This window comes from Pseudomonas sp. JV241A (assembly GCF_900275665.1).
Lineage (GTDB): Bacteria > Pseudomonadota > Gammaproteobacteria > Pseudomonadales > Pseudomonadaceae > Aquipseudomonas > Aquipseudomonas wadenswilerensis.
This window is the reverse complement of record NZ_OPYO01000021.1, coordinates 145,582-167,010: the sequence shown is the minus strand read 5'-3', so window position 1 is coordinate 167,010 and position 21,429 is coordinate 145,582. Positions and strand designations below refer to the sequence as shown.

26 protein-coding genes and 2 tRNA genes are annotated in these 21,429 nt (G+C 61.1%); 22 read left to right on the top strand and 6 right to left on the bottom strand.

The window, feature by feature from the left end:
* The first annotated feature begins 75 nt into the window (after nucleotides 1-75).
* From JV241A_RS13630 to JV241A_RS13610, 5 genes are all read left to right on the top strand, one after another.
* Nucleotides 76-152, top strand: a tRNA-Val gene (locus tag JV241A_RS13630).
* A gap of 158 nt (nucleotides 153-310) precedes the next feature.
* A tRNA-Val gene (locus JV241A_RS13625) sits at nucleotides 311-387 on the top strand.
* Between the two features lie 266 nt (nucleotides 388-653).
* The gene (locus JV241A_RS13620) at nucleotides 654-1,226 is read left to right on the top strand and encodes an SPOR domain-containing protein (protein ID WP_134063042.1); all 573 of its coding nucleotides are present in this window, start codon (nucleotides 654-656) and stop codon (nucleotides 1,224-1,226) included.
* A gap of 53 nt (nucleotides 1,227-1,279) precedes the next feature.
* Nucleotides 1,280-1,795, top strand: coding sequence for a GNAT family N-acetyltransferase (locus JV241A_RS13615; protein WP_134063040.1), 516 nt, complete (start codon nucleotides 1,280-1,282; stop codon nucleotides 1,793-1,795).
* A 13-nt stretch (nucleotides 1,796-1,808) separates the two neighbouring features.
* A complete protein-coding gene (locus JV241A_RS13610; protein WP_115086320.1) occupies nucleotides 1,809-2,234 on the top strand; it encodes a bifunctional (p)ppGpp synthetase/guanosine-3',5'-bis(diphosphate) 3'-pyrophosphohydrolase in 426 nt (141 codons plus the stop codon).
* Nucleotides 2,235-2,237: 3 nt separating this feature from the next.
* On the opposite strand, the gene JV241A_RS13605 is transcribed toward JV241A_RS13610, so the two are convergent.
* From JV241A_RS13605 to JV241A_RS13595, 3 genes are all read right to left on the bottom strand, one after another.
* A complete protein-coding gene (locus tag JV241A_RS13605; protein WP_134063038.1) occupies nucleotides 2,238-2,930 on the bottom strand; it encodes an endonuclease I family protein in 693 nt (230 codons plus the stop codon).
* A gap of 6 nt (nucleotides 2,931-2,936) precedes the next feature.
* Complete coding sequence (locus JV241A_RS13600; protein WP_038994566.1) at nucleotides 2,937-3,206, bottom strand: DUF1654 domain-containing protein; 270 nt, start codon at nucleotides 3,204-3,206, stop codon at nucleotides 2,937-2,939.
* A 165-nt stretch (nucleotides 3,207-3,371) separates the two neighbouring features.
* The gene (locus JV241A_RS13595; protein WP_134063036.1) at nucleotides 3,372-4,460 is read right to left on the bottom strand and encodes an asparaginase; all 1,089 of its coding nucleotides are present in this window, start codon (nucleotides 4,458-4,460) and stop codon (nucleotides 3,372-3,374) included.
* A 335-nt stretch (nucleotides 4,461-4,795) separates the two neighbouring features.
* On the opposite strand from JV241A_RS13595, the gene JV241A_RS13590 reads away from it, so the two are divergent.
* From JV241A_RS13590 to JV241A_RS13560, 7 genes are read left to right on the top strand one after another with little or no spacing between them, the layout of a single operon-like run.
* Entirely contained in the window at nucleotides 4,796-5,752 is a 957-nt protein-coding gene (locus tag JV241A_RS13590; RefSeq protein WP_115086324.1) for a sugar ABC transporter substrate-binding protein, read from the top strand.
* Nucleotides 5,753-5,803: 51 nt separating this feature from the next.
* The gene (locus JV241A_RS13585) at nucleotides 5,804-7,354 is read left to right on the top strand and encodes a sugar ABC transporter ATP-binding protein (RefSeq protein WP_134063034.1); all 1,551 of its coding nucleotides are present in this window, start codon (nucleotides 5,804-5,806) and stop codon (nucleotides 7,352-7,354) included.
* Nucleotides 7,351-8,343 carry an ABC transporter permease gene (locus JV241A_RS13580; protein WP_115086326.1) on the top strand — a complete coding sequence of 331 codons (993 nt, stop codon included), beginning with the start codon at nucleotides 7,351-7,353 and terminating at the stop codon, nucleotides 8,341-8,343. Before JV241A_RS13585 ends, JV241A_RS13580 begins: the two co-directional genes overlap by 4 nt.
* 4 nt (nucleotides 8,344-8,347) lie before the next feature.
* Nucleotides 8,348-9,370, top strand: a complete 1,023-nt coding sequence (locus tag JV241A_RS13575) for a LacI family DNA-binding transcriptional regulator (RefSeq protein WP_115086327.1) — start codon at nucleotides 8,348-8,350, stop codon at nucleotides 9,368-9,370.
* 14 nt (nucleotides 9,371-9,384) lie between these two features.
* A complete protein-coding gene (gene rbsK / locus JV241A_RS13570) occupies nucleotides 9,385-10,293 on the top strand; it encodes a ribokinase (protein ID WP_115086328.1) in 909 nt (302 codons plus the stop codon).
* Nucleotides 10,290-10,694, top strand: a complete 405-nt coding sequence (rbsD, locus tag JV241A_RS13565; protein WP_115086329.1) for a D-ribose pyranase — start codon at nucleotides 10,290-10,292, stop codon at nucleotides 10,692-10,694. Before rbsK ends, rbsD begins: the two co-directional genes overlap by 4 nt.
* A 32-nt stretch (nucleotides 10,695-10,726) precedes the next feature.
* Nucleotides 10,727-11,740, top strand: a complete 1,014-nt coding sequence (locus tag JV241A_RS13560) for a nucleoside hydrolase (RefSeq protein ID WP_115086330.1) — start codon at nucleotides 10,727-10,729, stop codon at nucleotides 11,738-11,740.
* Here the strand turns inward: JV241A_RS13560 and JV241A_RS13555 are convergent.
* Nucleotides 11,676-11,924, bottom strand: a complete 249-nt coding sequence (locus tag JV241A_RS13555) for a hypothetical protein (RefSeq protein ID WP_115086331.1) — start codon at nucleotides 11,922-11,924, stop codon at nucleotides 11,676-11,678. The genes JV241A_RS13560 and JV241A_RS13555 overlap by 65 nt on opposite strands.
* Nucleotides 11,925-12,115: 191 nt before the next feature.
* Here JV241A_RS13555 and JV241A_RS13550 point away from each other — a divergent pair, with 191 nt between their 5' ends.
* A complete protein-coding gene (locus tag JV241A_RS13550; protein ID WP_134063032.1) occupies nucleotides 12,116-12,418 on the top strand; it encodes a hypothetical protein in 303 nt (100 codons plus the stop codon).
* Between the two features lie 130 nt (nucleotides 12,419-12,548).
* A complete protein-coding gene (locus JV241A_RS13545) occupies nucleotides 12,549-12,869 on the top strand; it encodes an I78 family peptidase inhibitor (protein ID WP_115086333.1) in 321 nt (106 codons plus the stop codon).
* 141 nt (nucleotides 12,870-13,010) lie between these two features.
* Here the strand turns inward: JV241A_RS13545 and JV241A_RS13540 are convergent, their stop codons facing one another.
* Both JV241A_RS13540 and JV241A_RS13535 read right to left on the bottom strand, forming a co-directional pair.
* The gene (locus JV241A_RS13540; RefSeq protein ID WP_007956027.1) at nucleotides 13,011-13,223 is read right to left on the bottom strand and encodes a cold-shock protein; all 213 of its coding nucleotides are present in this window, start codon (nucleotides 13,221-13,223) and stop codon (nucleotides 13,011-13,013) included.
* Nucleotides 13,224-13,383: 160 nt separating this feature from the next.
* The gene (locus tag JV241A_RS13535; RefSeq protein ID WP_115086334.1) at nucleotides 13,384-13,680 is read right to left on the bottom strand and encodes a hypothetical protein; all 297 of its coding nucleotides are present in this window, start codon (nucleotides 13,678-13,680) and stop codon (nucleotides 13,384-13,386) included.
* Nucleotides 13,681-14,063: 383 nt separating this feature from the next.
* Here JV241A_RS13535 and thrS point away from each other — a divergent pair, with 383 nt between their 5' ends.
* The 8 genes from thrS (at nucleotide 14,064) to JV241A_RS13495 (ending at nucleotide 21,354) form a co-directional block, all read left to right on the top strand.
* Nucleotides 14,064-15,986, top strand: coding sequence for a threonine--tRNA ligase (gene thrS, locus JV241A_RS13530; RefSeq protein WP_115086335.1), 1,923 nt, complete (start codon nucleotides 14,064-14,066; stop codon nucleotides 15,984-15,986).
* Nucleotides 15,986-16,537: a translation initiation factor IF-3 gene (gene infC / locus JV241A_RS13525; protein ID WP_177414878.1), complete on the top strand. Its 552-nt coding sequence runs from the start codon at nucleotides 15,986-15,988 to the stop codon at nucleotides 16,535-16,537. Before thrS ends, infC begins: the two co-directional genes overlap by 1 nt.
* Before the next feature lie 60 nt (nucleotides 16,538-16,597).
* Nucleotides 16,598-16,792: a 50S ribosomal protein L35 gene (gene rpmI, locus JV241A_RS13520; protein WP_045194535.1), complete on the top strand. Its 195-nt coding sequence runs from the start codon at nucleotides 16,598-16,600 to the stop codon at nucleotides 16,790-16,792.
* A 29-nt stretch (nucleotides 16,793-16,821) separates the two neighbouring features.
* A complete protein-coding gene (rplT, locus tag JV241A_RS13515; protein WP_010222414.1) occupies nucleotides 16,822-17,178 on the top strand; it encodes a 50S ribosomal protein L20 in 357 nt (118 codons plus the stop codon).
* 104 nt (nucleotides 17,179-17,282) lie between these two features.
* A complete protein-coding gene (pheS, locus tag JV241A_RS13510) occupies nucleotides 17,283-18,299 on the top strand; it encodes a phenylalanine--tRNA ligase subunit alpha (protein ID WP_038994580.1) in 1,017 nt (338 codons plus the stop codon).
* A gap of 36 nt (nucleotides 18,300-18,335) precedes the next feature.
* Nucleotides 18,336-20,711, top strand: a complete 2,376-nt coding sequence (gene pheT / locus JV241A_RS13505; RefSeq protein WP_134063030.1) for a phenylalanine--tRNA ligase subunit beta — start codon at nucleotides 18,336-18,338, stop codon at nucleotides 20,709-20,711.
* 3 nt (nucleotides 20,712-20,714) lie between these two features.
* Nucleotides 20,715-21,017, top strand: a complete 303-nt coding sequence (ihfA, locus tag JV241A_RS13500; protein WP_002553164.1) for an integration host factor subunit alpha — start codon at nucleotides 20,715-20,717, stop codon at nucleotides 21,015-21,017.
* Complete coding sequence (locus tag JV241A_RS13495) at nucleotides 20,998-21,354, top strand: MerR family transcriptional regulator (RefSeq protein WP_010222411.1); 357 nt, start codon at nucleotides 20,998-21,000, stop codon at nucleotides 21,352-21,354. The genes ihfA and JV241A_RS13495 overlap by 20 nt, the downstream gene beginning before the upstream one ends.
* The last annotated feature ends 75 nt before the right edge of the window (nucleotides 21,355-21,429 follow it).

Below are 21,429 nucleotides of genomic sequence, written 5' to 3'. Positions count from 1 at the left end.
TTTTGTTATTCAGTGGCTTAGCGTTAAAAAAAGAGTTGACACTGTTCGGCGATTGCGTAGAATGCGCCCCACAGCAGGCACATAGCTCAGTTGGTTAGAGCACCACCTTGACATGGTGGGGGTCGTTGGTTCGAGTCCAATTGTGCCTACCAAATCAAATCCGCCCCTGCTGGCGGTACTGAAAAAGGCGATCCGAAAGGGTCGCTTTTTTGTTTGCGCGGTATTTTTGCTGGCAAAGCAAAGCTGCTGATTTTTTTATGAAATTTCGCTTTACGAAGGTTAAAGACCTGCGTATTATGCGCCCCACAGCAGGCACATAGCTCAGTTGGTTAGAGCACCACCTTGACATGGTGGGGGTCGTTGGTTCGAATCCAATTGTGCCTACCAAACAAATCCACACTGCTGTGTGGTAACAGAAAGGGCGATCCGCAAGGGTCGCCCTTTTTGCATTTCAGTCCCAAGGCTGGCCAATGCCCCTGTGGGAGCTGGCTTGCCAGCGATCGAGCGCGAAGCGGTCGCAATTCAGGCGGCAACCGCGCGGGCCTCATCGCTGGCAAGCCAGCTCCCACAGTGATCGCAATAAGCCGTCGATAGTAACCATTGCCCTGCCTGCAGATGCTAAAATCCGCCGCTTGCATTCAGGAGATAGACGCGTGCGCAAAGTGGCGGTGGTAATGGCGGTGCTGGCTCTGGCCGGTTGCGAGAACGAAGTCGAAGGCGTGCACAAGCAGGTGGCCGAACACCTGCAGAACCCCAAGACAGCCAAGTTCGCCAACGTGCGATTCGACCAGCAAGGCATTATCTGCGGCCAGGTGCGTGGCAAGGATGACGCTGGCGTCTTCGTGCCGTATCGCAGCTACGTGGCGATCAAGCAGGCCGGTGGCGACTATCAGCTCATTATTGCCGACCAGGGCAGCAACCTGGCCATTCGCGAAAAATGCGGCGGCGCCGACCTGCAGCGCGCCGCCGCCGCCGCCGCTGACCAGCCAGCGCCGCAGGGCTGGGATGTCGAGATCGTCCAGGGGGCGAACATGGGCGCCTTGAGCGACATGACCGCCCGCCTGATCGAAAAGCAGATCCCGTCCTCGGTGGTCTACCGCAACGGCAAGCCGGTGGTGCTGCTCGGCCCTTATCCCGACAAGGTTCAAGCGCAAGCGCAGCAAGCCGACGTCATGGCCCGCCTGGGCACCGACTCGATCGTCATCCAGCACGACGCCCCGCGCTAGCCAGCGGCTTCCCGGTCCTCGTACACTCACGGCTCTACGCAAGGAGAGCCGTCATGAGTGATTCATCCGCCGCCATTACCCTGCAGCGTGGTACCGAACAGCATGTCGAGGGCCTGACCGCGCTGTACAACGACCCGCGGGTGGCGCGTCAGGTGCTGCAGATGCCTTACCAGTCACCGGAGATATGGCGCAAGCGACTGAGCCTGGACAACGAACGGATGCTGTTTCTGGTGGCGCTGCACCAGGGCGAAGTCATCGGCAGTTGCTCGCTGGAGCAATACGCGCGTATCCGCCGTGCCCACTGTGGCGGTATCGGCATGGGCGTGGCGCCAGCCTGGCAAGGCAAAGGTGTTGGCAGTCGCCTGCTGGAGGCGGTACTGGACGTGGCCGACAACTGGATGGGCCTGCAGCGCGTCGAGCTGACCGTGTACACCGACAATCATCCGGCGCTGGCCTTGTACAAACGCTTCGGCTTTACGGTTGAAGGTCAATTGATTGACTATGCTATGCGTGACGGTGAGTTGATCGATGTCTACAGCATGGCGCGTCTGCGACGACAGCCAGGCTGAGCAGGAGGGCCATATGTCTACGCTGGAGCGGGCCATTGCGGTTGCGGCGAGGGCACATGAAGGACAGCACGACAAAGGTGGGGCGGCCTATATCCTCCACCCGTTGCGGGTGATGCTGAGGGTGACGACGCCCGAGCAGCGCATTGTCGCGGTGCTCCACGACGTGCTCGAGGATTCACCGATGACACTCTCCGACCTTGCTCGCGAAGGCTTCGCCCTGAAGATCCTTGCGGCGGTGCAGGCGCTGAGCCGGCGAGATGACGAAAGCTACGAGGCCTTCGTTGTGCGGGTAGGCGATGACCCGCTGGCGCGGGTGGTCAAGCTGGCTGACCTTGCCGACAACAGCGACCTGTCGCGCATCAGTATCCCCAGCCCTGAAGACATTGCCCGCCTGGCCCGTTACCAGCAGGCCAGCGCCTACCTGCAGGCGCTGGCCTGAGCCTCAACCGCAGGCGCTGAGGTTCACGGGTCCGACGAACTCATTGCCATGGCCCATCACGCAGGCCACTCGCTGGTTGCGCTGGCGCTCCCAGGGCTGCGGCGGGTAGGTCTTGTTCCAGGCTTCGTACAGCTGGCGGTCCTGCTTGGACAGCTTGAGGCTGTACTGCTTGCTCATATAGAAGTAGGTGCGCGCGATCATCCCGCGAATCGACGGCCGCGGCATGACCTTCTTGGCCTTGAAGTCCACCTGGGTCAGGCACGAGCCGTATTGCCCGCGCTGCTCGGGCAGCCAGCCGAAACTGAAGTTGCTGCGATCGCCATTGACCTCGCCAATGCTCGGCACCAGGTTGTGCAGGTCGGCCTCGGCGCGTTGGTAGACCTTGTCATTGCGCGAGCAGTTCTTGCGCCCGCCGCTTTGCCAGCATTGACGCTGATGGCCGATATGCCAGGCCGGGACGATATGCTCCCACTCGATGCGCGAGGCGCGGTTGGCATTCTTGCGCGGCACATAACCGCAGGCATTCAAATCGACCTTGTTGCCGTTGTACTTGCAGCCGCAGTAGAACTCGGTGGACTGCGGCGCGTACAGGCGCCAGGCGACCTTCTTGGCTTCGCTGAAGGTGCGCGGTGCATCGGCGTGGGCGGTGGTGACACTGAACAACAGACAAGCTACTGCAAAAACCGGAAATCTCATGCGCTTTCAATCTTCCTTCGGCACAACCCAGAAAATCTGCACGCCACCGTCATCGCGGTAGGCGAGGGTGACGTTGTCGTTCTCGGCGATTTCGTCGAGCAGGGTGGCCCAGTCTTCAGGCGATTCGTGCTCCAGGCGGAAGATCAGTGCGGCCCGGGCTTTTTGCGCAGTGGGGGAATTGATGATTTTCTGGATGCGGGTGCCCAGTTGCTCGTAACTGCTGGCAGGGGCGGAAGTGGTGGCCACGAAGCGTTCCTTTTTTAGCTGTATGCGCATACAGTATTTTACTGTAAGCAATTTCGCAACAGCTCGTCGGTGAAAGAGCGCATGTGACCGCAAACCGCGCGGTTTGCTGCGGTCTGTTTAAAGTATTTTTTGCGAGGGTAGGGGAAGCAGGCTTGCCCGTCCTACAGGGCGGGCAAGCACTTGGGGGTTACTCGATCAGTATTCCCAGAAGATCCGCTGCAGCTCTTTGCTGTCCTGGGTCTTGGTCATGGCGACCATGGCCAGGATGCGGGCTTTTTGCGGGTTCAGGTCATGGGCGACGACGAAGTCATTCTTGTCGTCAGGCTGCTCGGCGTTACGCAGCACGAAGCCGCCGGCATTGACGTGGGACGAACGAATGATCTGCACGCCTTGCTTGCGCAGTTCTTGCAGGGCAGGCACTACACGCGAGGAAACCGAGCCATTGCCGGTGCCGGCGTGGATGATCGCCTTGGCGCCATTTTGCGCCAGTGCCTTGTAGGCGGTGTCGGTGACGTTGCCGTAACCATAGGCGATATCAACGGCAGGCAGGCTGCTGATCTTCTTGATGTCGAATTCCGAGTCGACGGTGTGACGCTTGGCCGGCAGGCGGAACCAGTAGGACTTGCCTTCCACGACCATGCCCAGCGGGCCCCATGGGCTCTTGAAGGCTTCGGTCTTGATGTTCACGGTCTTGCTGACGTCGCGACCCGACAGGATCTCGTCGTTCATGGTGACCAGCACGCCCTTGCCGCGCGAATCCTTGTTGCTGGCAACGGCCACGGCGTTGTACAGGTTGAGCATGCCGTCAGCCGACATCGCGGTGCCCGGGCGCATGGAGCCGACCACGACGATTGGCTTGTCGGTTTTTTCGACCAGGTTGAGGAAGTAGGCGGTCTCTTCCAGGGTGTCGGTACCGTGGGTGATGACGATGCCGTCGACGTCCTTGCTGTCGGCAAGTTCGGCAACGCGCTTGCCCAGTTGCAGCAGGTTTTCGTTGCTGATGCTTTCGGAGGCGATCTGCAGGACTTGCTCGCCGCGCACATTGGCCAGGGTGGCCAGTTCCGGGACGCCGGCGATCAGCTTGTCGACACCGACTTTGGCAGCCTGGTAGGTCGCGCTGTTGGCGGTGCTGGCGCCAGCGCCGGCGATGGTGCCACCGGTGGCGAGGATCACCACGTTGGCCAGTTTCTGTTGGTTCTCGACTTCCTTGGCGTTGACGCCTGCGGGCAGTAACAGCAGCAGGGCCAAAGCGCCCGGAACGAAGGAATTAAGCGCAGCTTTCATCGTTGATCTCTCTTCTGTCTGGAGTTCGCTGTGTAACGCGCTTACAGGAGCAGATTCCGTACCAGAACAGCCGTTCGTCGGTTTTCATCTTCAATCTATTGATTTTCATGGGCTTTGCGGGCTTTGCGAAACACCGGCAAAGCATTTTTCTATTCGGAATTCCGAATATTGTGTACAAGAGGTGTTCGGTTTTCCGGTTATTTTTAGGATAATTCCTACGCGTACTTTCCAAATGGTCTCCGGCGGTGGATTTGACAAAATTTGGTTACATTCCCATAGTGGCTTAACGCAAACGTTTGCGACCCGATAAAAATCATAAGATCCGGAGTAAACCCATGAAGCTGCCCTTTGCTGGACGCCTGCTGGCGGTCGCCGTACTTTCCTCGCTGTCCCTCGCTACCCCTTTTTCCCAAGCCCTGGCCGATGAAGCCAAGCCCAAAGTCGCGCTGGTGATGAAGTCGCTCGCCAACGAATTCTTCCGGACCATGGAAGATGGCGCCAAGGCCTATCAGAAAGATCACGCCAATGACTTCGACCTGGTGTCCAACGGCATCAAGGACGAGACCGATGCCGGCAACCAGATCCGCATCGTCGAGCAGATGATCGTCTCCGGGGTCAATGCCCTGGTCATCGCCCCGGCCGACTCCAAGGCCCTGGTGCCCGTGGTGAAAAAGGCCATGGACGCGGGTATCACCGTGATCAACATCGACAACCGCCTCGACCCCGAGGTGCTCAAGAGCAAGAACCTCAGCGTGCCGTTCGTGGGCCCCGACAACCGCAAGGGCGCACGCCTGGTAGGTGAGTACCTGGCCACGCAGAAGCTCAAGGCCGGTGACCAGGTCGCCATCATTGAAGGCGTCTCGACCACCACCAACGCCCAGCAGCGCACCGCAGGCTTCAAGGATGCGATGGAAGCGGCGCAGATCAAGGTCGTCTCGGTGCAGTCGGGCGACTGGGAAATTGCCAAGGGCAACGCCGTGGCGGCCTCCCTGCTCAACGCCAACCCTGACCTCAAGGCGCTGCTGGCCGGTAACGACAGCATGGCCCTGGGCGCTGTTTCAGCCGTGCGCGCAGCGGGGAAGGCCGGGCAGGTGCAAGTGGTTGGCTACGACAACATCAATGCGATCAAACCGATGCTCAAGGACGGCCGCGTGCTCGCCACCGCCGACCAGTACGCCGCCAAGCAGGCGGTGTTCGGCATCGAGGCGGCGCTGAAGATGCTCAAAGGCGAGAAAACCGATGTCGACGCCGACAACGTCATCCAGACGCCGGTCGAGCTGGTCACCCAATAAGTAGTCGCACTATGGGCGCCCGTCGTGCGGCGGGCGCCAGGAGAACAGGCAATGTCAGCGACTGCGGATGTCGTACTTTCAGTCAGCGCGATCGGCAAGACCTACGCCCAGCCGGTACTCGGCGATATCGACCTGAGCCTGCGCCGGGGTGAAGTGCTGGCCCTGACCGGCGAAAACGGGGCGGGCAAGAGCACCCTGTCGAAGATCATCGGCGGCCTCGAAGTGCCCACCACCGGGCACATGCTCTATCAAGGCCAGCCTTACCAGCCGGGCAGCCGCGCCGCCGCCGAGCGGCTGGGCGTGCGCATGGTCATGCAGGAGCTCAACCTGCTGCCGACCCTGACCGTGGCCGAGAACCTGTTTCTCGACAATTTGCCCGGGCGCGCCGGCTGGATCAATCGCAAGCGCCTGCGCCAACTGGCGGTGGCGGCCATGGCCCAGGTCGGCCTGGACGCCATCGACCCGGATACCCCGGTCGGCGAGCTGGGCATCGGTCATCAGCAGATGGTCGAGATCGCCCGCAACCTGATCGGCGATTGTCATGTACTGATTTTTGATGAGCCCACGGCGATGCTCACCGCCCGCGAGGTGGAGCTGCTGTTCACCCAGATCGAGCGCCTGCAGCAGCGCGGCGTGGCCATCGTCTACATCTCCCATCGCCTCGAAGAGCTCAAGCGCATCGCCCAGCGCATTGCCGTGCTGCGTGATGGCAAGCTGGTGTGTGTCGAGCCGATGCAGCGTTACAACAGCGAGCAACTGGTCAACCTGATGGTCGGCCGCGAGCTGGGCGAGCATATCGATTTGGGCGTGCGCAACATCGGCGCGCCGATCCTCAAGGTCAACGGCCTCAGTCGCAGCGATAAGGTCAAGGATGTCTCGTTCGAGGTGCGCAGCGGCGAGATTTTCGGTATCTCCGGCCTGGTCGGCGCCGGGCGCACCGAGTTGCTGCGGTTGATCTACGGTGCCGACAGCGCCGACAGTGGCAGCCTCGAGCTGGGCAAGCCCTTGCGCCCGGTGCGGGTCGATTCGCCCGTGGCCGCGGTGCGCCAGGGCATTGCCCTGATCACCGAAGACCGCAAGGGCGAAGGCCTGCTGCTGAGCCAGTCGATCAGCGCCAATATCGCCCTGGGCAACCTGCCGGCGATTTCCCGCGTTGGGGTGGTCAACAGTGGCGCCGAGCGCGAACTGGCCGAACGCCAGATCGCCGCCATGCGTATCCGCAGCTCCAGCCCCGAGCAGGTGGTCGGCGAGCTGTCGGGCGGCAACCAGCAAAAGGTGGTGATCGGCCGCTGGCTGGAGCGCGACTGTTCAGTGCTGCTGTTCGACGAACCGACCCGCGGCATCGACGTGGGCGCCAAGTTCGATATCTATGGCCTGTTGGCCGAACTGGCGCGCCAGGGCAAGGCGCTGGTGGTGGTGTCCAGCGACCTGCGCGAGCTGATGCTGATTTGCGACCGCATCGGCGTGCTCAGCGCCGGGCGCCTGATCGACACCTTCGAGCGCGACAGCTGGACCCAGGACCAACTACTGGCCGCAGCCTTTGCCGGCTATCAGAAACGTGATGCGTTGCTGCATGAAGCGGCACCCAGGACAACCCCATGAAAACCACGCAACTGGACACCGCCGCCCCCAGCGCCAAGCGCAGCGGCACCTACTTCGGCCTCGGTACCTACCTGGGCCTGGCCGGCGCCTTGCTGGCGATGATCGTGCTGTTCTCGTTGTTGAGCAGCCACTTTCTGTCGTACGCCACCTTCAGCACCCTGGCCAACCAGATCCCCGACCTGATGGTGCTGGCGGTGGGCATGACCTTCGTGCTGATTATCGGCGGCATCGACCTGTCGGTGGGCTCGGTGCTGGCCCTGGCCGGTTCCGCGGTCAGCGTGGCGATGCTCGGCTGGGGCTGGAGCGTGATGCCGGCGGCCCTGCTCGGCATGGGCGTGGCGGCGTTGGCCGGGAGCATCACCGGCTCGATCACCGTGGCCTGGCGCATCCCGTCGTTCATCGTTTCCCTCGGCGTGCTGGAAATGGCCCGGGGCATGGCCTATCAGTTGACCGATTCGCGCACCGCCTACATCGGCGACGCCTTTGCCTGGCTGTCCAACCCGCTGGCCTTCGGTATCTCGCCGTCGTTCCTGATCGCCTTGCTGGTGATCATCCTCGCCCAACTGGTCCTCACGCGCACGGTGTTTGGCCGCTACCTGATCGGTATCGGCACCAACGAAGAGGCAGTGCGCCTGGCCGGTATCGACCCGCGCCCGTACAAGATCCTGGTGTTCTCGCTGATGGGCCTGCTCGCAGGTCTTGCCGCGCTGTTCCAGATTTCCCGCCTGGAAGCCGCTGACCCCAATGCCGGCTCCGGCCTCGAACTGCAGGTGATCGCCGCCGTGGTGATCGGCGGCACCAGCCTGATGGGCGGGCGCGGCTCGGTGATCAGTACCTTCTTCGGCGTGCTGATCATTTCGGTGCTGGCCGCAGGCCTGGCGCAGATTGGCGCCTCGGAGCCGACCAAACGCATCATCACCGGGGCGGTGATCGTCATCGCCGTGGTCCTCGACACTTACCGCAGCCGGCGCGCGCGCAGGCGGAACTGAAACAATGGCAACCATCAAAGATGTTGCGGCACTGGCGGGGATTTCCTACACCACCGTGTCCCATGTACTGAACAAGACCCGCCCGGTCAGCGAGCCGGTGCGCCTTAAAGTCGAAGCGGCGATCGCCGAGCTCGACTACGTGCCCAGCGCCGTAGCGCGTTCGCTCAAGGCCCGCAGCACCGCAACCATCGGCCTGCTGGTGCCCAACAGCGTCAACCCGTACTTCGCCGAGCTGGCACGCGGTATCGAGGACGGCTGCGAGCGCAACGGCTACTGCGTGATCCTCTGCAACTCCGACGACAACCCGCAGAAGCAGCGCAGCTACCTGCGCGTGCTGCTGGAAAAACGCATCGACGGCCTGATCGTCGCTTCGGTCGGTGAAGACAGCGACCTGCTCGACAGCCTGGCCAGCGTGCGCACGCCGATGGTCATCGTCGACCGCGCGCTGGAAGGCGTGGCTGCCGACCTGGTGCGAATCGACCACGAGCAGGGTGCATACCTGGCGACCCGGCACCTGCTGGAACTGGGCCATCGCGACATCGCCTGCATTGGCGGCCCGGCCAGTACCAGCGTCGCCCAGTTGCGCCTGGCCGGTTTCCATCGGGCGCTCGCCGAAGCCGGCGTTACCCCGCGCCAGGACTGGCTGCTGAGCAGCGAATTCACCAGTATCGGTGGCTATACCGCGGCGGCGGCGCTGCTTGAAGGCGAGCGGCCGACGGCGATCTTTGCCGGCAACGACATGATCGGTATCGGCGTATTGCGTGCCGCCGCCGAGCGCAATATCTGCGTGCCCAGCGAGCTGTCGGTGATCGGCTTCGACGACATCCAGATCAGCCAGTACGTGTTCCCGGCGTTGACCACCGTCGGCCAGTCGATCCGCGAACTGGGCGAGAGCGCCGCCGAACTGCTGCTGCGGCGCATCGCCGAACCCCTGCGCGGTGCCCCGGAGCAGCGCATCGTCGCGCCGAGCATCGTCCTGCGCGAATCCACGGCGCCGCGCCCCGACCTTTTCAATGATTACCGCTGAGAACGAGCCCGCACATGCAAGCCAATGTAGTAGTGGTAGGTAGCCTGAACATGGACCTGGTGGCGCGCGCCCAGCGCCTGCCGCGCGGTGGCGAAACCCTGGTGGGTGAAACCTTCGTCACGGTGCCGGGTGGCAAGGGCGCCAACCAGGCGGTGGCGGCGGCGCGCCTGGGGGCGCAGGTGGCGATGGTTGGCTGCGTCGGTGACGATGCCTATGGCCAGCAACTGCGCCAGGCCCTGGCCGCTGAGCAGATCGACTGCCAGGCGGTGAGCATTGCCGCCGGGGTGTCCAGCGGTGTGGCGCTGATTGTGGTCGATGCTGCCAGCCAGAACGCCATCGTCATCATTGCCGGTGGCAATGGCCAGTTGCTGCCCGAGTCGGTGCAGCGCTTCGATGCCTTGCTGCAACAAGCTGACGTGATCATCTGTCAGCTGGAGGTGCCCATGGCGACCGTTGCCTACACCCTTGAGCGGGGCAGGGCGCTGGGCAAGACGGTAATCCTCAATCCGGCGCCGGCCAGCGGCCCGCTGCCGGCAGAATGGTTTGCCAATATCGACTACCTGATCCCCAACGAAAGCGAAGCCGAAGCCCTCAGCGGGCTGCCGGTCAACGACCTGGAAAGCGCCAAGGCGGCCGCCACCCGGTTGCTGGCCATGGGCGTTGGCAAGGTGATTGTCACCCTGGGGGCTCAGGGGGCATTGTTTGCCGATGCTCAGGCATTCAGGCATTTCCCGGCGCCGGTGGTGAAGCCGGTGGATACCACGGCGGCGGGCGACACCTTTGTCGGCGGTTTCGCCGCGGCCCTGGCGCGCGGCGAAGAGGAGGGTGCGGCCATCGCCTTCGGCCAACGTGCCGCGGCCCTGTCGGTCACTCGTGCGGGTGCACAGCCGTCGATTCCGCACCTCGCCGAGCTGCAGCCATGAAGAAGACGCCGTTGCTCAATATCGCCCTGTCGCGCCTGATCGCCTCCCTTGGCCATGGCGACATCCTGCTGATCGGCGACGCCGGTTTGCCGGTGCCGCCGGGTGTGGAGCTGATCGACCTGGCGCTGACGCCGGGCATTCCGGATTTCGCCAGCACCCTGCGCATAGTGCTGAGTGAAATGCAGGTCGAAAGCCACGTGCTAGCGGACGAAATCCTCCAGCATCAGCCGCCTGGTCTGACAGCGGTCGAGCAGTTGACTGCCCAGGGCGAGCTGGGCGTCCGACGCCTGCTCAGCCATGACGAGTTCAAGCACTTGAGCCGCAGTGCCCGCGCCATCGTGCGGACCGGTGAATGTCAGCCCTACAGCAATATCGCGTTGGTTGCCGGGGTGACCTTCTAGCGTTTTTCCATCTGATCATAAGGACGTGTCTCATGTTGAACTGTGCCAAACGTTTGCTCCAAGGAGTACTGCTGATGTCCATGCTGTCGGCTGGCGCCCAGGCTGCGCCCATTGACCTGATTATCGATACCGACCCCGGCGCCGATGACGTAGTGGCGCTGTTCCTGGCCATGGCTTCGCCTGATGAGCTGAAGATCCGTGCCATCACCACCGTGGCCGGCAACGTGCGCCTGGAAAAGACCTCGCGCAATGCCCGCCTGGCCCGGGAGTGGGCAGGGCGCGAAGAGATTCCGGTGTACGCCGGCGCGCCCAGGCCGTTGCTGCGCACGCCGATCTACGCCGCCGACATCCATGGCGAAGAAGGTTTACCCGGAGTGGCGGTCAGCGAGCCGCAGAAGGGGCTGGCCAACGGCAATGCGGTGCGCTACCTGATCGACACCTTGAGCAGTGCCAAGCCGCACAGCATCACCGTGGCCATGCTCGGCCCGCAGACCAACCTGGCTTTGGCGCTGATCGAGGCGCCGGAGATCGTTAACGGCATCAAGGAAGTGATCGTCATGGGCGGCGCCCACTTCAATGGCGGCAATATCACGCCGGTGGCCGAGTTCAACCTGTTTGCCGATCCCCACGCTGCCGAAGTGGTGCTCAAAAGCGGGGTCAAGCTGACTTACCTGCCGCTGGATGTCACCCACAAGGTGCTGACCAGCGAGGCGCGGCTGAAACAGATTGCTGACCTGAACAATGCGGCGAGCAAGCGCGTGGTGGATATTCTCAACGCCTACGTCAAGGCGGACATGAAGCACTACGGCATCCCCGGCGGCCCGGTGCATGACACTACGGTGATTGCCTACCTGCTCAAGCCTGAGCTGTTCACCGGCCGGCAGGTATTCATGCAGGTCGACAGCCGCGACGGGCCGACCTTTGGCCAGACCATCACCGACTGGTATGGCACCCTGAAACAGCCGGGCAATGTCACCTGGATTACAGAGGGTGATGCCCAGGGCTTTTTTGATCTGTTGAGTGCTCGTCTGGCGCGTCTGCCATGACCGGCGGCTGGGTGTAACGTTCAAAGACCTGGTCGACGTAGCTGCGCGCGTCGTCCGGGCCCAGGTCCTTGACCAGCAGATCGAGGGCGATCAGCAGCAATTCTTCGGCGCTGGCCGGGCTGTAGGCGCTCTGACCCTCAGGCCATTTGACCTTGATGTCGGCATCGATGGTGTGGCTTGTCATGAAGATTCTCGAATGAAAACTGCGCACGCTGTCGGTTCAAATGCCGGGCCCTGGCGTTTGAAGGGGAGGCTGGCCTGCACTCCGCCGATGCTTGCAGTAAATCATGCGGGCCGCTTGCCGCGCACTGCGACTTAGGCATAAGCACAGGGGCGTGGCAAACTAACGGTGTTTTAGCTTGCCGGGACAGCGCAGTGCAGATCGATTTGACCAACCCTCAAGACTTCACCCTCGATAACGTGCGGGCCCTGCTGGTGGCCGGAAATGGCGCGGTACACAACCAGCTGCGGGTCAATCGCGACGGCATCGCCTGGTTGTCCCAGGTCACCGGTGGCCGAGACCTGGACGGCCTGTCCTTTCGTCTGGAAACCTGGGCCGCGGGCTCAGGTTGCGTCGGCCCGCAGATGGCCGCCGACGAGCGCTGGATACAACAGGTGTACAACGCCCTGAAGAATAACTGGCCCAATCCGGCTAACGATTACATCGACCTGTATTGAGCGTGTGCAAAATCCGGTCACGATTGCTCTTGGCCTTGAGCGCTCTGGCTCGGGCACAATGGTCCGGTTTTGCAACGAAAAACCAGGAGTGCTGTCATATGGGCAGCATTCAAGAATTTAAGGAGGATTCATGTTCCGCACGCGTGCATCATTGGCAAGCCTGTTGGCTGTCGCTGTATTGGCAGGTTGCAGCAGCACTGGTGGCTCATCGTCGAAGGCCCCGGAAGACGTTGCCGCCAATACCGATGGCCGTTGCCAGGCCAGCGGCGCCGAGTTCGCCATCGGCAAGCCGGCCACCCCCGAGTTGCTCGAGCAGGCGCGCAAAGCCAGTGGCTCGCAACTGGCCCGTGTGCTCAAGCCTCACGACGTCATGACCCTGGAATACCGCTCCGAGCGCCTGAACCTCAACGCCGACGAAAAAGGCGTGATCACCCGCGTGAACTGCGGCTAAGCCCGGGGCCTCATCGCTGGCAAGCCAGCTCCCACAAGCCCCTGTGGGAGCTGGCTTGCCAGCGATGGGCTGCAAAGCAGCCCCAAAATACAGGCACAAAAAAACCCGCCACAAGGACGGGTTTTTTTATTCGGTCAGATCTTACTCTGGACGAACTTGTGCAGCCTGCATGCCCTTCTGGCCTTTTTCGGCAACGAAGGAGACAGTCTGGCCTTCCTTCAGGCTTTTGAAACCGTCGGTTTCGATAGCCTTGAAGTGAACGAACAGGTCGTCGCCGCCACCTTGTGGAGTGATGAAGCCGAAGCCTTTCTCATCGTTGAACCATTTTACGGTGCCGGTTTGGCGATTAGACATGGGTGTATCTCCAGGAAACATGATTTTCAGTAGTGCGGTGTTGCCGAGGCCAACAGGGTGCACGCCGACCATCATAGTCTAATTATGGGCTTGTAGCCCCTTTTACCTTCGCAGATTGCTGATCTGGAGCAAATTAGCGATGGATAACTGGCGAAAGGCCCTATTTTTTCGGGCCGCAGACCGCTGCAATATTTTTTTGCGCGCGTTCCATTACCGCCGCATCTACGCCATCCTGCAGGGTATCCAGGTCCTTGATCTCCTTCTCGCTGAGATTTTTTTCGAGCACGTCTCCGGCGCATTTGCAGTGCTGTTCGGCTTTATCCTGTGCCAGACCTTGCTTCTGCGCCTGCGTTACGCAGGTCGTCTGGTAGTTGGCGGGTAGCTTGCCAGCATGGGCTCCCAACGGCAGCAGCAGGGCAGATGCAGCCGCCAGGGCCAGAAGAGACTGAAGTCGCATAACCAAACACTCCTTGGGGTCGAGTCTCACAAGAGTAGGACGCTTCACAAACTCTGAGCGGAAAAAATCCGCGCAAGTTCACCGCCAAGGCTCAATTTCCGAATATTTCTGCCCAGCCGGTCAATCTGCCCGCAATCGCCCGAAAGCTTTGTGCTAGCATGCGTGGCTTGAGCTCGCCGCCGGCTTTTTCTTGCAGCTTGCGGCTTGCAGCTCCCAACTGTTTTTTACTATTCCAGTCACTCTGGTTCGTTCCCTGACAGGCCTTCGGGCTTCTGCCACTGTGAGGCAGGCTTTGCTTGTGCAAAGGCAGGGGCGGATCGCGTACTGGCTCATCCCAACCCACGTGACCTTTGGTAGGGGTCACCACTAGGAGAGGAGGCGCCATGCCCATTATTACTCTTCCCGATGGCAGTCAACGTTCATTCGACAAGGCAGTTTCCGTTGCCGAAGTCGCCGCATCCATTGGTGCGGGCCTCGCCAAAGCCACCGTCGCCGGCAAGGTCGACGGCAAGCTGGTCGACGCCTGCGACCTGATCGAGAACGATGCCAGCCTGCAAATCATCACGCCCAAGGACGAAGAGGGGCTGGAGATCATCCGTCACTCGTGCGCCCACCTGGTCGGCCACGCGGTCAAGCAGCTGTACCCGACTGCGCGCATGGTCATCGGTCCGGTCATCGACGAAGGCTTCTATTACGACATCGCCTACGAGCGTCCTTTCACGCCCGAAGACATGGCGGCGATCGAACAGCGCATGCAGCAGCTGATCGAAACCGAGTACGACGTCATCAAAAAGGTCACTCCGCGCGCCGAAGTGATCGAAGTGTTCAAGGCCCGCGGCGAAGACTACAAGCTGCGCCTGGTCGAGGACATGCCGGATGAACAGGCCATGGGCCTGTACTACCACGAAGAATACGTCGACATGTGCCGCGGCCCGCACGTGCCGAACACCCGTTTCCTGAAATCCTTCAAGCTGACCAAGCTGTCCGGCGCCTACTGGCGCGGCGACGCTAAAAACGAGCAGCTGCAGCGCGTCTACGGCACCGCCTGGGCCGACAAGAAGCAGCTGGCTGCTTATATTCAGCGCATCGAAGAAGCCGAAAAACGCGACCACCGTAAAATCGGCAAGCGCCTGGGCCTGTTCCACCTCCAGGAAGAAGCGCCGGGCATGGTGTTCTGGCACCCGAACGGCTGGACCCTGTACCAGGTACTGGAACAGTACATGCGCAAGGTTCAGCGCGAGAACGGCTACCTGGAGATCAAGACTCCGCAGGTTGTTGACCGTTCGCTGTGGGAAAAGTCTGGCCACTGGGCCAACTACGCCGACAACATGTTCACCACCCAGTCGGAAAACCGCGACTACGCCATCAAGCCGATGAACTGCCCATGCCACGTGCAGGTGTTCAACCAGGGCCTGAAGAGCTACCGCGAGCTGCCGCTGCGTCTGGCCGAGTTCGGTGCCTGCCACCGTAACGAGCCGTCGGGTGCGCTGCACGGCATCATGCGTGTACGTGGCTTCACCCAGGACGACGCGCACATCTTCTGCACCGAAGAGCAGATGCAGTCCGAGTCCGCCGCCTTCATCAAGCTGACCATGGATGTCTACGCCGACTTCGGCTTCAAAGACATCGAAATGAAGCTCTCGACCCGCCCTGAAAAGCGCGTCGGTTCCGATGAGCTGTGGGATCGCGCCGAAGCCGCACTGGCCGCCGCCCTCGACAGCGCCGGCCTGCCGTACGACCTGCAGCCGGGCGAAGGTGCCTTCTACGGGCCGAAGATCGAGTTCTCGCTGAAAGATTGCCTGGGCCGCGTCTGGCAGTGTGGTACCCTGCAGCTCGATTTCAACCTGCCGATCCGTCTGGGCGCCGAATTCGTTTCCGAAGACAACGGCCGCAAGCATCCCGTGATGCTGCACCGTGCAATCCTCGGTTCGTTCGAGCGTTTCGTCGGAATTCTCATCGAGCACTACGAAGGTGCATTCCCGGCCTGGCTCGCGCCAACCCAGGCGGTGATCATGAATATCACCGACAAGCAGGCCGAATTCGCCCAGAATGTTGAAAAAACTCTCAACGAAAGCGGGTTCCGTGCCAAGTCCGACTTGAGAAATGAGAAAATCGGCTTTAAAATCCGCGAGCATACTTTGCTCAAGGTCCCTTACCTTTTGGTTATAGGGGATCGCGAAGTCGAAACGCAAACCGTCGCTGTGCGTACTCGTGAAGGCGCTGACCTGGGCTCGATGCCCGTCGCTCAATTCGCTGAATTCCTCGCTCAAGCGGTTTCCCGGCGTGGTCGCCAAGAATCGGAGTAATTACTATTAAGCGTGAAATGAGAAACGATAAACGAGCTGCACCGAAGGCCCCGATCAACGAGAATATCTCGGCACGCGAGGTTCGGTTAATTGGCGCTGACGGCGAGCAGATTGGCATCGTCTCGATTGATGAAGCGCTTCGTATCGCTGAAGAAGCGAAGCTGGACCTGGTAGAGATCTCTGCCGACGCAGTACCGCCTGTCTGTAAGGTCATGGACTACGGCAAGCACCTCTTCGAAAAGAAGAAGCAAGCCAACGAGGCCAAGAAGAATCAGAAGCAGGTCCAGATTAAAGAAATCAAGTTTCGTCCAGGGACGGAGGAGGGGGATTACCAGGTAAAACTACGCAACCTGGTACGTTTCCTGAGTGATGGGGACAGGGCCAAGATTTCCTTGAGATTTCGCGGTCGTGAGATGGCCCACCAGGAGCTGGGTATGGAACTGCTGAAGCGGGTTGAAGGTGACCTCGTGGAATACGGTTCTGTCGAACAGCATCCTAAGATGGAAGGACGCCAGCTAATCATGGTCATCGCACCCAAGAAAAAGAAATAACCACCAGGGCACGGCAGGCCTTGCGGTTATGTTTATCAACTGAATGCGGAGTATCCGAACATGCCAAAAATGAAAACCAAAAGCGGTGCAGCCAAGCGTTTCTTGAAAACGGCTAACGGCATCAAGCACAAACACGCTTTCAAGAGCCACATCCTGACCAAAATGTCGACCAAGCGTAAGCGTCAACTTCGTGGTAGCAGCTTGCTGAACCCGTCGGACGTGGCAAAAGTCGAGCGCATGCTGCGCCTTCGTTAATTTTTGGTTCTAGATAGAGGAAGTTACTCATGGCTCGTGTAAAGCGTGGCGTCATCGCTCGTAAGCGTCACAAGAAAATTCTGAAACTGGCTAAAGGCTACTACGGCGCTCGCTCGCGCGTATTCCGTGTTGCCAAGCAAGCGGTCATCAAGGCAGGCCAATACGCCTACCGCGACCGTCGTCAGAAAAAACGTCAGTTCCGCGCTCTGTGGATCGCTCGTATCAACGCTGGTGCGCGTATCAACGGTCTGTCCTACAGCCGCCTGATCGCTGGCCTGAAAAAAGCGTCGATCGAAATCGACCGCAAGGTTCTGGCCGATCTGGCAGTGAACGAAAAAGCGGCGTTTGCTGCGATTGTCGAGAAAGCTAAAGCCTCGCTGGCTTAAGTACCCCCGACAATCACCTGGCGTCATTTCCGGCGCCTGGTGTTAAACGTCTTAATAGGGGAAGAGCCTGCGCTCTTCCCCTATTTCGTATCTGGAGTCTGTACATGGAAAACCTGGACGCGCTGGTCTCCCAAGCCCTGGAGGCCGTGGAACGCGCTGAAGACATCAATGCCCTGGAACAGATCCGGGTGCAATTCCTTGGCAAGAAAGGCGAACTGACCCAGGTGATGAAGACCCTGGGCAACCTGCCTGCCGAAGAGCGGCCAAAAGTTGGCGCGCTGATCAACGACGCCAAGGAACGCGTCACCGAGGTGCTCAACGCGCGCAAGGCGGCGTTTGAAGAAGCCGAGCTCAGCGCCCGTCTGGCTGCCGAGTGCATTGATGTGACCCTGCCGGGCCGTGGCCAGACCTCCGGTGGTCTGCATCCGATCACCCGTACCCTGGAACGCATCGAGCAGTTCTTCACCCACATCGGCTACGGCATCGCCGAAGGCCCTGAGGTCGAAGACGACTACCACAACTTCGAAGCGCTCAACATTCCCGGCCACCACCCGGCCCGGGCAATGCACGACACCTTCTATTTCAATGCCAACATGCTGCTGCGTACCCACACCTCGCCGGTGCAGGTGCGGACCATGGAGTCCACCCAGCCGCCCATCCGCATTGTCTGCCCGGGCCGCGTTTACCGCTGCGACTCGGACCTGACCCACTCGCCGATGTTCCACCAGGTCGAAGGCCTGTTGATCGATCGCGACATCAATTTCGCCGACCTCAAAGGCACCATCGAAGAATTCCTGCGGGTGTTCTTCGAAAAAGAGCTGGCGGTACGTTTCCGTCCGTCGTTCTTCCCCTTCACCGAGCCTTCGGCTGAAGTCGACATCCAGTGCGTCATCTGCAGCGGCAAAGGCTGCCGCGTGTGCAAGCAGACCGGCTGGCTGGAAGTCATGGGCTGCGGCATGGTTCACCCGAACGTGCTGCGCATGTCGGGCATCGACCCCGAAGAGTTCCAGGGCTTTGCCTTCGGCATGGGCGCCGAGCGCCTGGCCATGCTGCGTTACGGCGTCAACGATTTGCGCCTGTTCTTCGACAACGACTTGCGGTTCCTTGCGCAATTTCGCTAGGTCGCGCACCCGTAACGAATCTTTCAGGAGAGCAGGATGAAATTCAGTGAAAAGTGGCTGCGCGGTTGGGTCAACCCGCAGGTATCCCGTGACGATCTGGTCGCCCGTCTGTCGATGGCCGGCCTTGAGGTCGACAGCGTCACCCCGGCCGCCGGTCAGTTCAGCGGCATCATCGTCGGTGAGGTGCTGAGCACCGAACAGCACCCCGATGCCGACAAGCTGCGCGTGTGCCAGGTCAGCAGCGGCAGCGAGACCTTCCAGGTAGTGTGTGGCGCGCCTAACGTGCGCCCTGGCCTGAAGATCCCTTTCGCCATGATCGGCGCCGAACTGCCGGGCGACTTCAAAATCAAGAAAGCCAAGCTGCGTGGCGTTGAATCCAACGGCATGCTCTGCTCGGCGGCCGAGCTGCAGATCAGCGAAGAAAACGACGGCCTGCTCGAGCTGGCTGCCGATGCCCCGGTTGGCGAAGACATTCGCGTGTACCTGGACCTGGACGACGCCAGCATCGAGATCGGCCTGACCCCGAACCGTGGCGACTGCCTGTCTGTGGCGGGCCTGGCCCGTGACGTGGGTGCCTTGTACGACGTAGCGGTTACCCGTCCGCAAGTGCCGGCCGTTGCTGCTGCCCACGACGAAGTGCGTCCGGTTGAAGTGCTGGCGCCCGCGGCCTGCCCGCGCTACCTGGGCCGCGTTATCCGTAACGTCGACTTGACCAAGCCGACCCCGCTGTGGATGGTCGAGCGCCTGCGTCGCTCCGACGTGCGCAGCATCGACGCTGCCGTCGATATCACCAACTACGTGATGCTCGAGCTGGGCCAGCCGATGCACGCCTTCGATCTCGCCGAGATCAACGGCGGCATCCGCGTGCGCATGGCAGAAGAGGGCGAGAAGCTGGTACTGCTCGACGGCCAGGAAGTTACCCTGCGTCCCGACACCCTGGTGATCGCCGACCACAGCCGCGCCCTGGCCATTGCCGGCGTGATGGGTGGCGAGCACAGTGGCGTTGCCGCGGGCACCCGCGACATCTTCCTCGAGAGCGCCTTCTTCGAGCCGATCTCCGTCGCTGGCAAGGCGCGGTCCTACGGCCTGCACACCGATGCCTCGCACCGCTACGAGCGTGGCGTCGACTCGCAGCTGGCTCGCGAAGCCATCGAGCGCGCCACCGGCCTGCTGCTGGAGATCGTTGGCGGCGAAGCCGGTCCTGTGATCGACGTCACCAGCGAAGCGCACCTGCCGAAGGTTGCACCGGTCACCCTGCGCGCCGAGCGCCTGACCCAGATGCTGGGCATGGAAATGGCCAGTGCCGACGTCGAGCAGCTGCTCAACGGCCTGGGCCTGAAAACCACCGCCGGGGAAGGGCAGTGGCAGGTCGAAGTACCTAGCCATCGCTTCGACATCAGCCTGGAAGTCGACCTGATCGAAGAACTGGCGCGCCTGTACGGCTACAACCGCCTGCCGGTACGTTACCCGCAAGCGCGCCTGGCCCCGCAGGCCAAGGCTGAAGCCCGTGGCGAACTGCCAGCCCTGCGCCGCCTGCTGGTGGCCCGTGGTTACCAGGAAGCCATCACCTACAGCTTCATCGACCCGAAACTGTTCGAACTGTTCAGCCCGGGCGTCGAGCCGCTGCTGCTGGCCAACCCGATCTCCAGCGACATGGCGGCCATGCGTGCCTCCCTGTGGCCGGGCCTGGTCAAGTCGCTGCAGCACAACCTCAACCGCCAGCAAGACCGCGTGCGCATGTTCGAAAGCGGCCTGCGCTTCGTCGGCCAGCTGGGTGACCTCAAGCAGCAGCCGATGCTCGCTGGTGTGGTTTGCGGCAGCCGCCTGCCGGAAGGCTGGGCCAACGGCCGTGACAGCATCGACTTCTTCGACGTGAAAGCAGACGTTGAAGCAGTACTGGGCTTCTCCGGTTCGCTCGCCGAGTTCAGCTTCGTCCCGGGCAAACACCCGGCGCTGCACCCGGGCCAAACCGCACGCATCGAGCGTGACGGTCGCGAAGTCGGCTACCTGGGTGCCATCCACCCGGAGCTGGCCAAGACCCTGGGCCTGGACCGTCCGGTGTACGTCTTCGAGCTGGTGCTGGGCGAAGTGGCCGACGGCCGCCTGCCGAAGTTCAGCGAACTGTCGAAGTTCCCGGAAGTGCGTCGTGACCTGGCCTTGGTGGCAGGACGTGATGTTGCTTCGAGCTCGGTGCTTGAAGTAATTCGTGACAATGCAGGCGAATGGCTCACAGACCTCAGGCTGTTTGATGTTTATCAGGGTAAAGGCATTGATCCTGATAGAAAAAGCCTGGCCGTCGGCTTGACCTGGCAGCATCCATCGCGCACTCTTAATGATGAAGAGGTGAACACCGCGACGCAGAACATCCTCACCTCGCTCGAACAAAGGTTGAACACCACGTTAAGGAAATAGCGTATGGGTGCTCTGACGAAAGCTGAGATGGCCGAACGGCTGTACGAGGAGCTGGGCCTGAACAAGCGCGAGGCCAAGGAATTGGTCGAGCTGTTCTTTGAGGAAATCAGGCACGCTCTAGAAGACAACGAGCAGGTCAAATTGTCCGGATTCGGCAATTTCGACCTGCGCGACAAGCGCCAGCGGCCGGGCCGTAACCCCAAAACCGGGGAAGAAATCCCGATCACGGCACGTCGGGTTGTCACCTTTCGTCCAGGGCAGAAGTTGAAAGCCCGAGTTGAGGCCTATGCTGGAACCAAGTCATAACGACGAGCTTCCGCCGATTCCAGGCAAACGCTACTTCACCATTGGTGAAGTGAGTGAGCTTTGCGCGGTAAAACCGCACGTGCTCCGCTACTGGGAGCAGGAATTCCCGCAACTCAACCCGGTAAAGCGCCGCGGTAACCGGCGGTACTATCAGCGCCAGGACGTGCTGATGATCCGCCAGATCCGCGCGCTGCTGTACGACCAAGGCTTCACCATCGGCGGGGCGCGCCTGCGCCTCTCTGGCGATGAAGCCAAGGACGACACCACCCAGTACAAACAACTGATCCGGCAGATGATTGTCGAGTTGGAAGACGTGTTGGTGGTGCTGAAGAAGTAACCCTTATCGGGCCCGGAATTTTGGAAAAAATGCTTCCATAATTCAAAAGGTTAGGGTACATTCTTCAACGTTCTC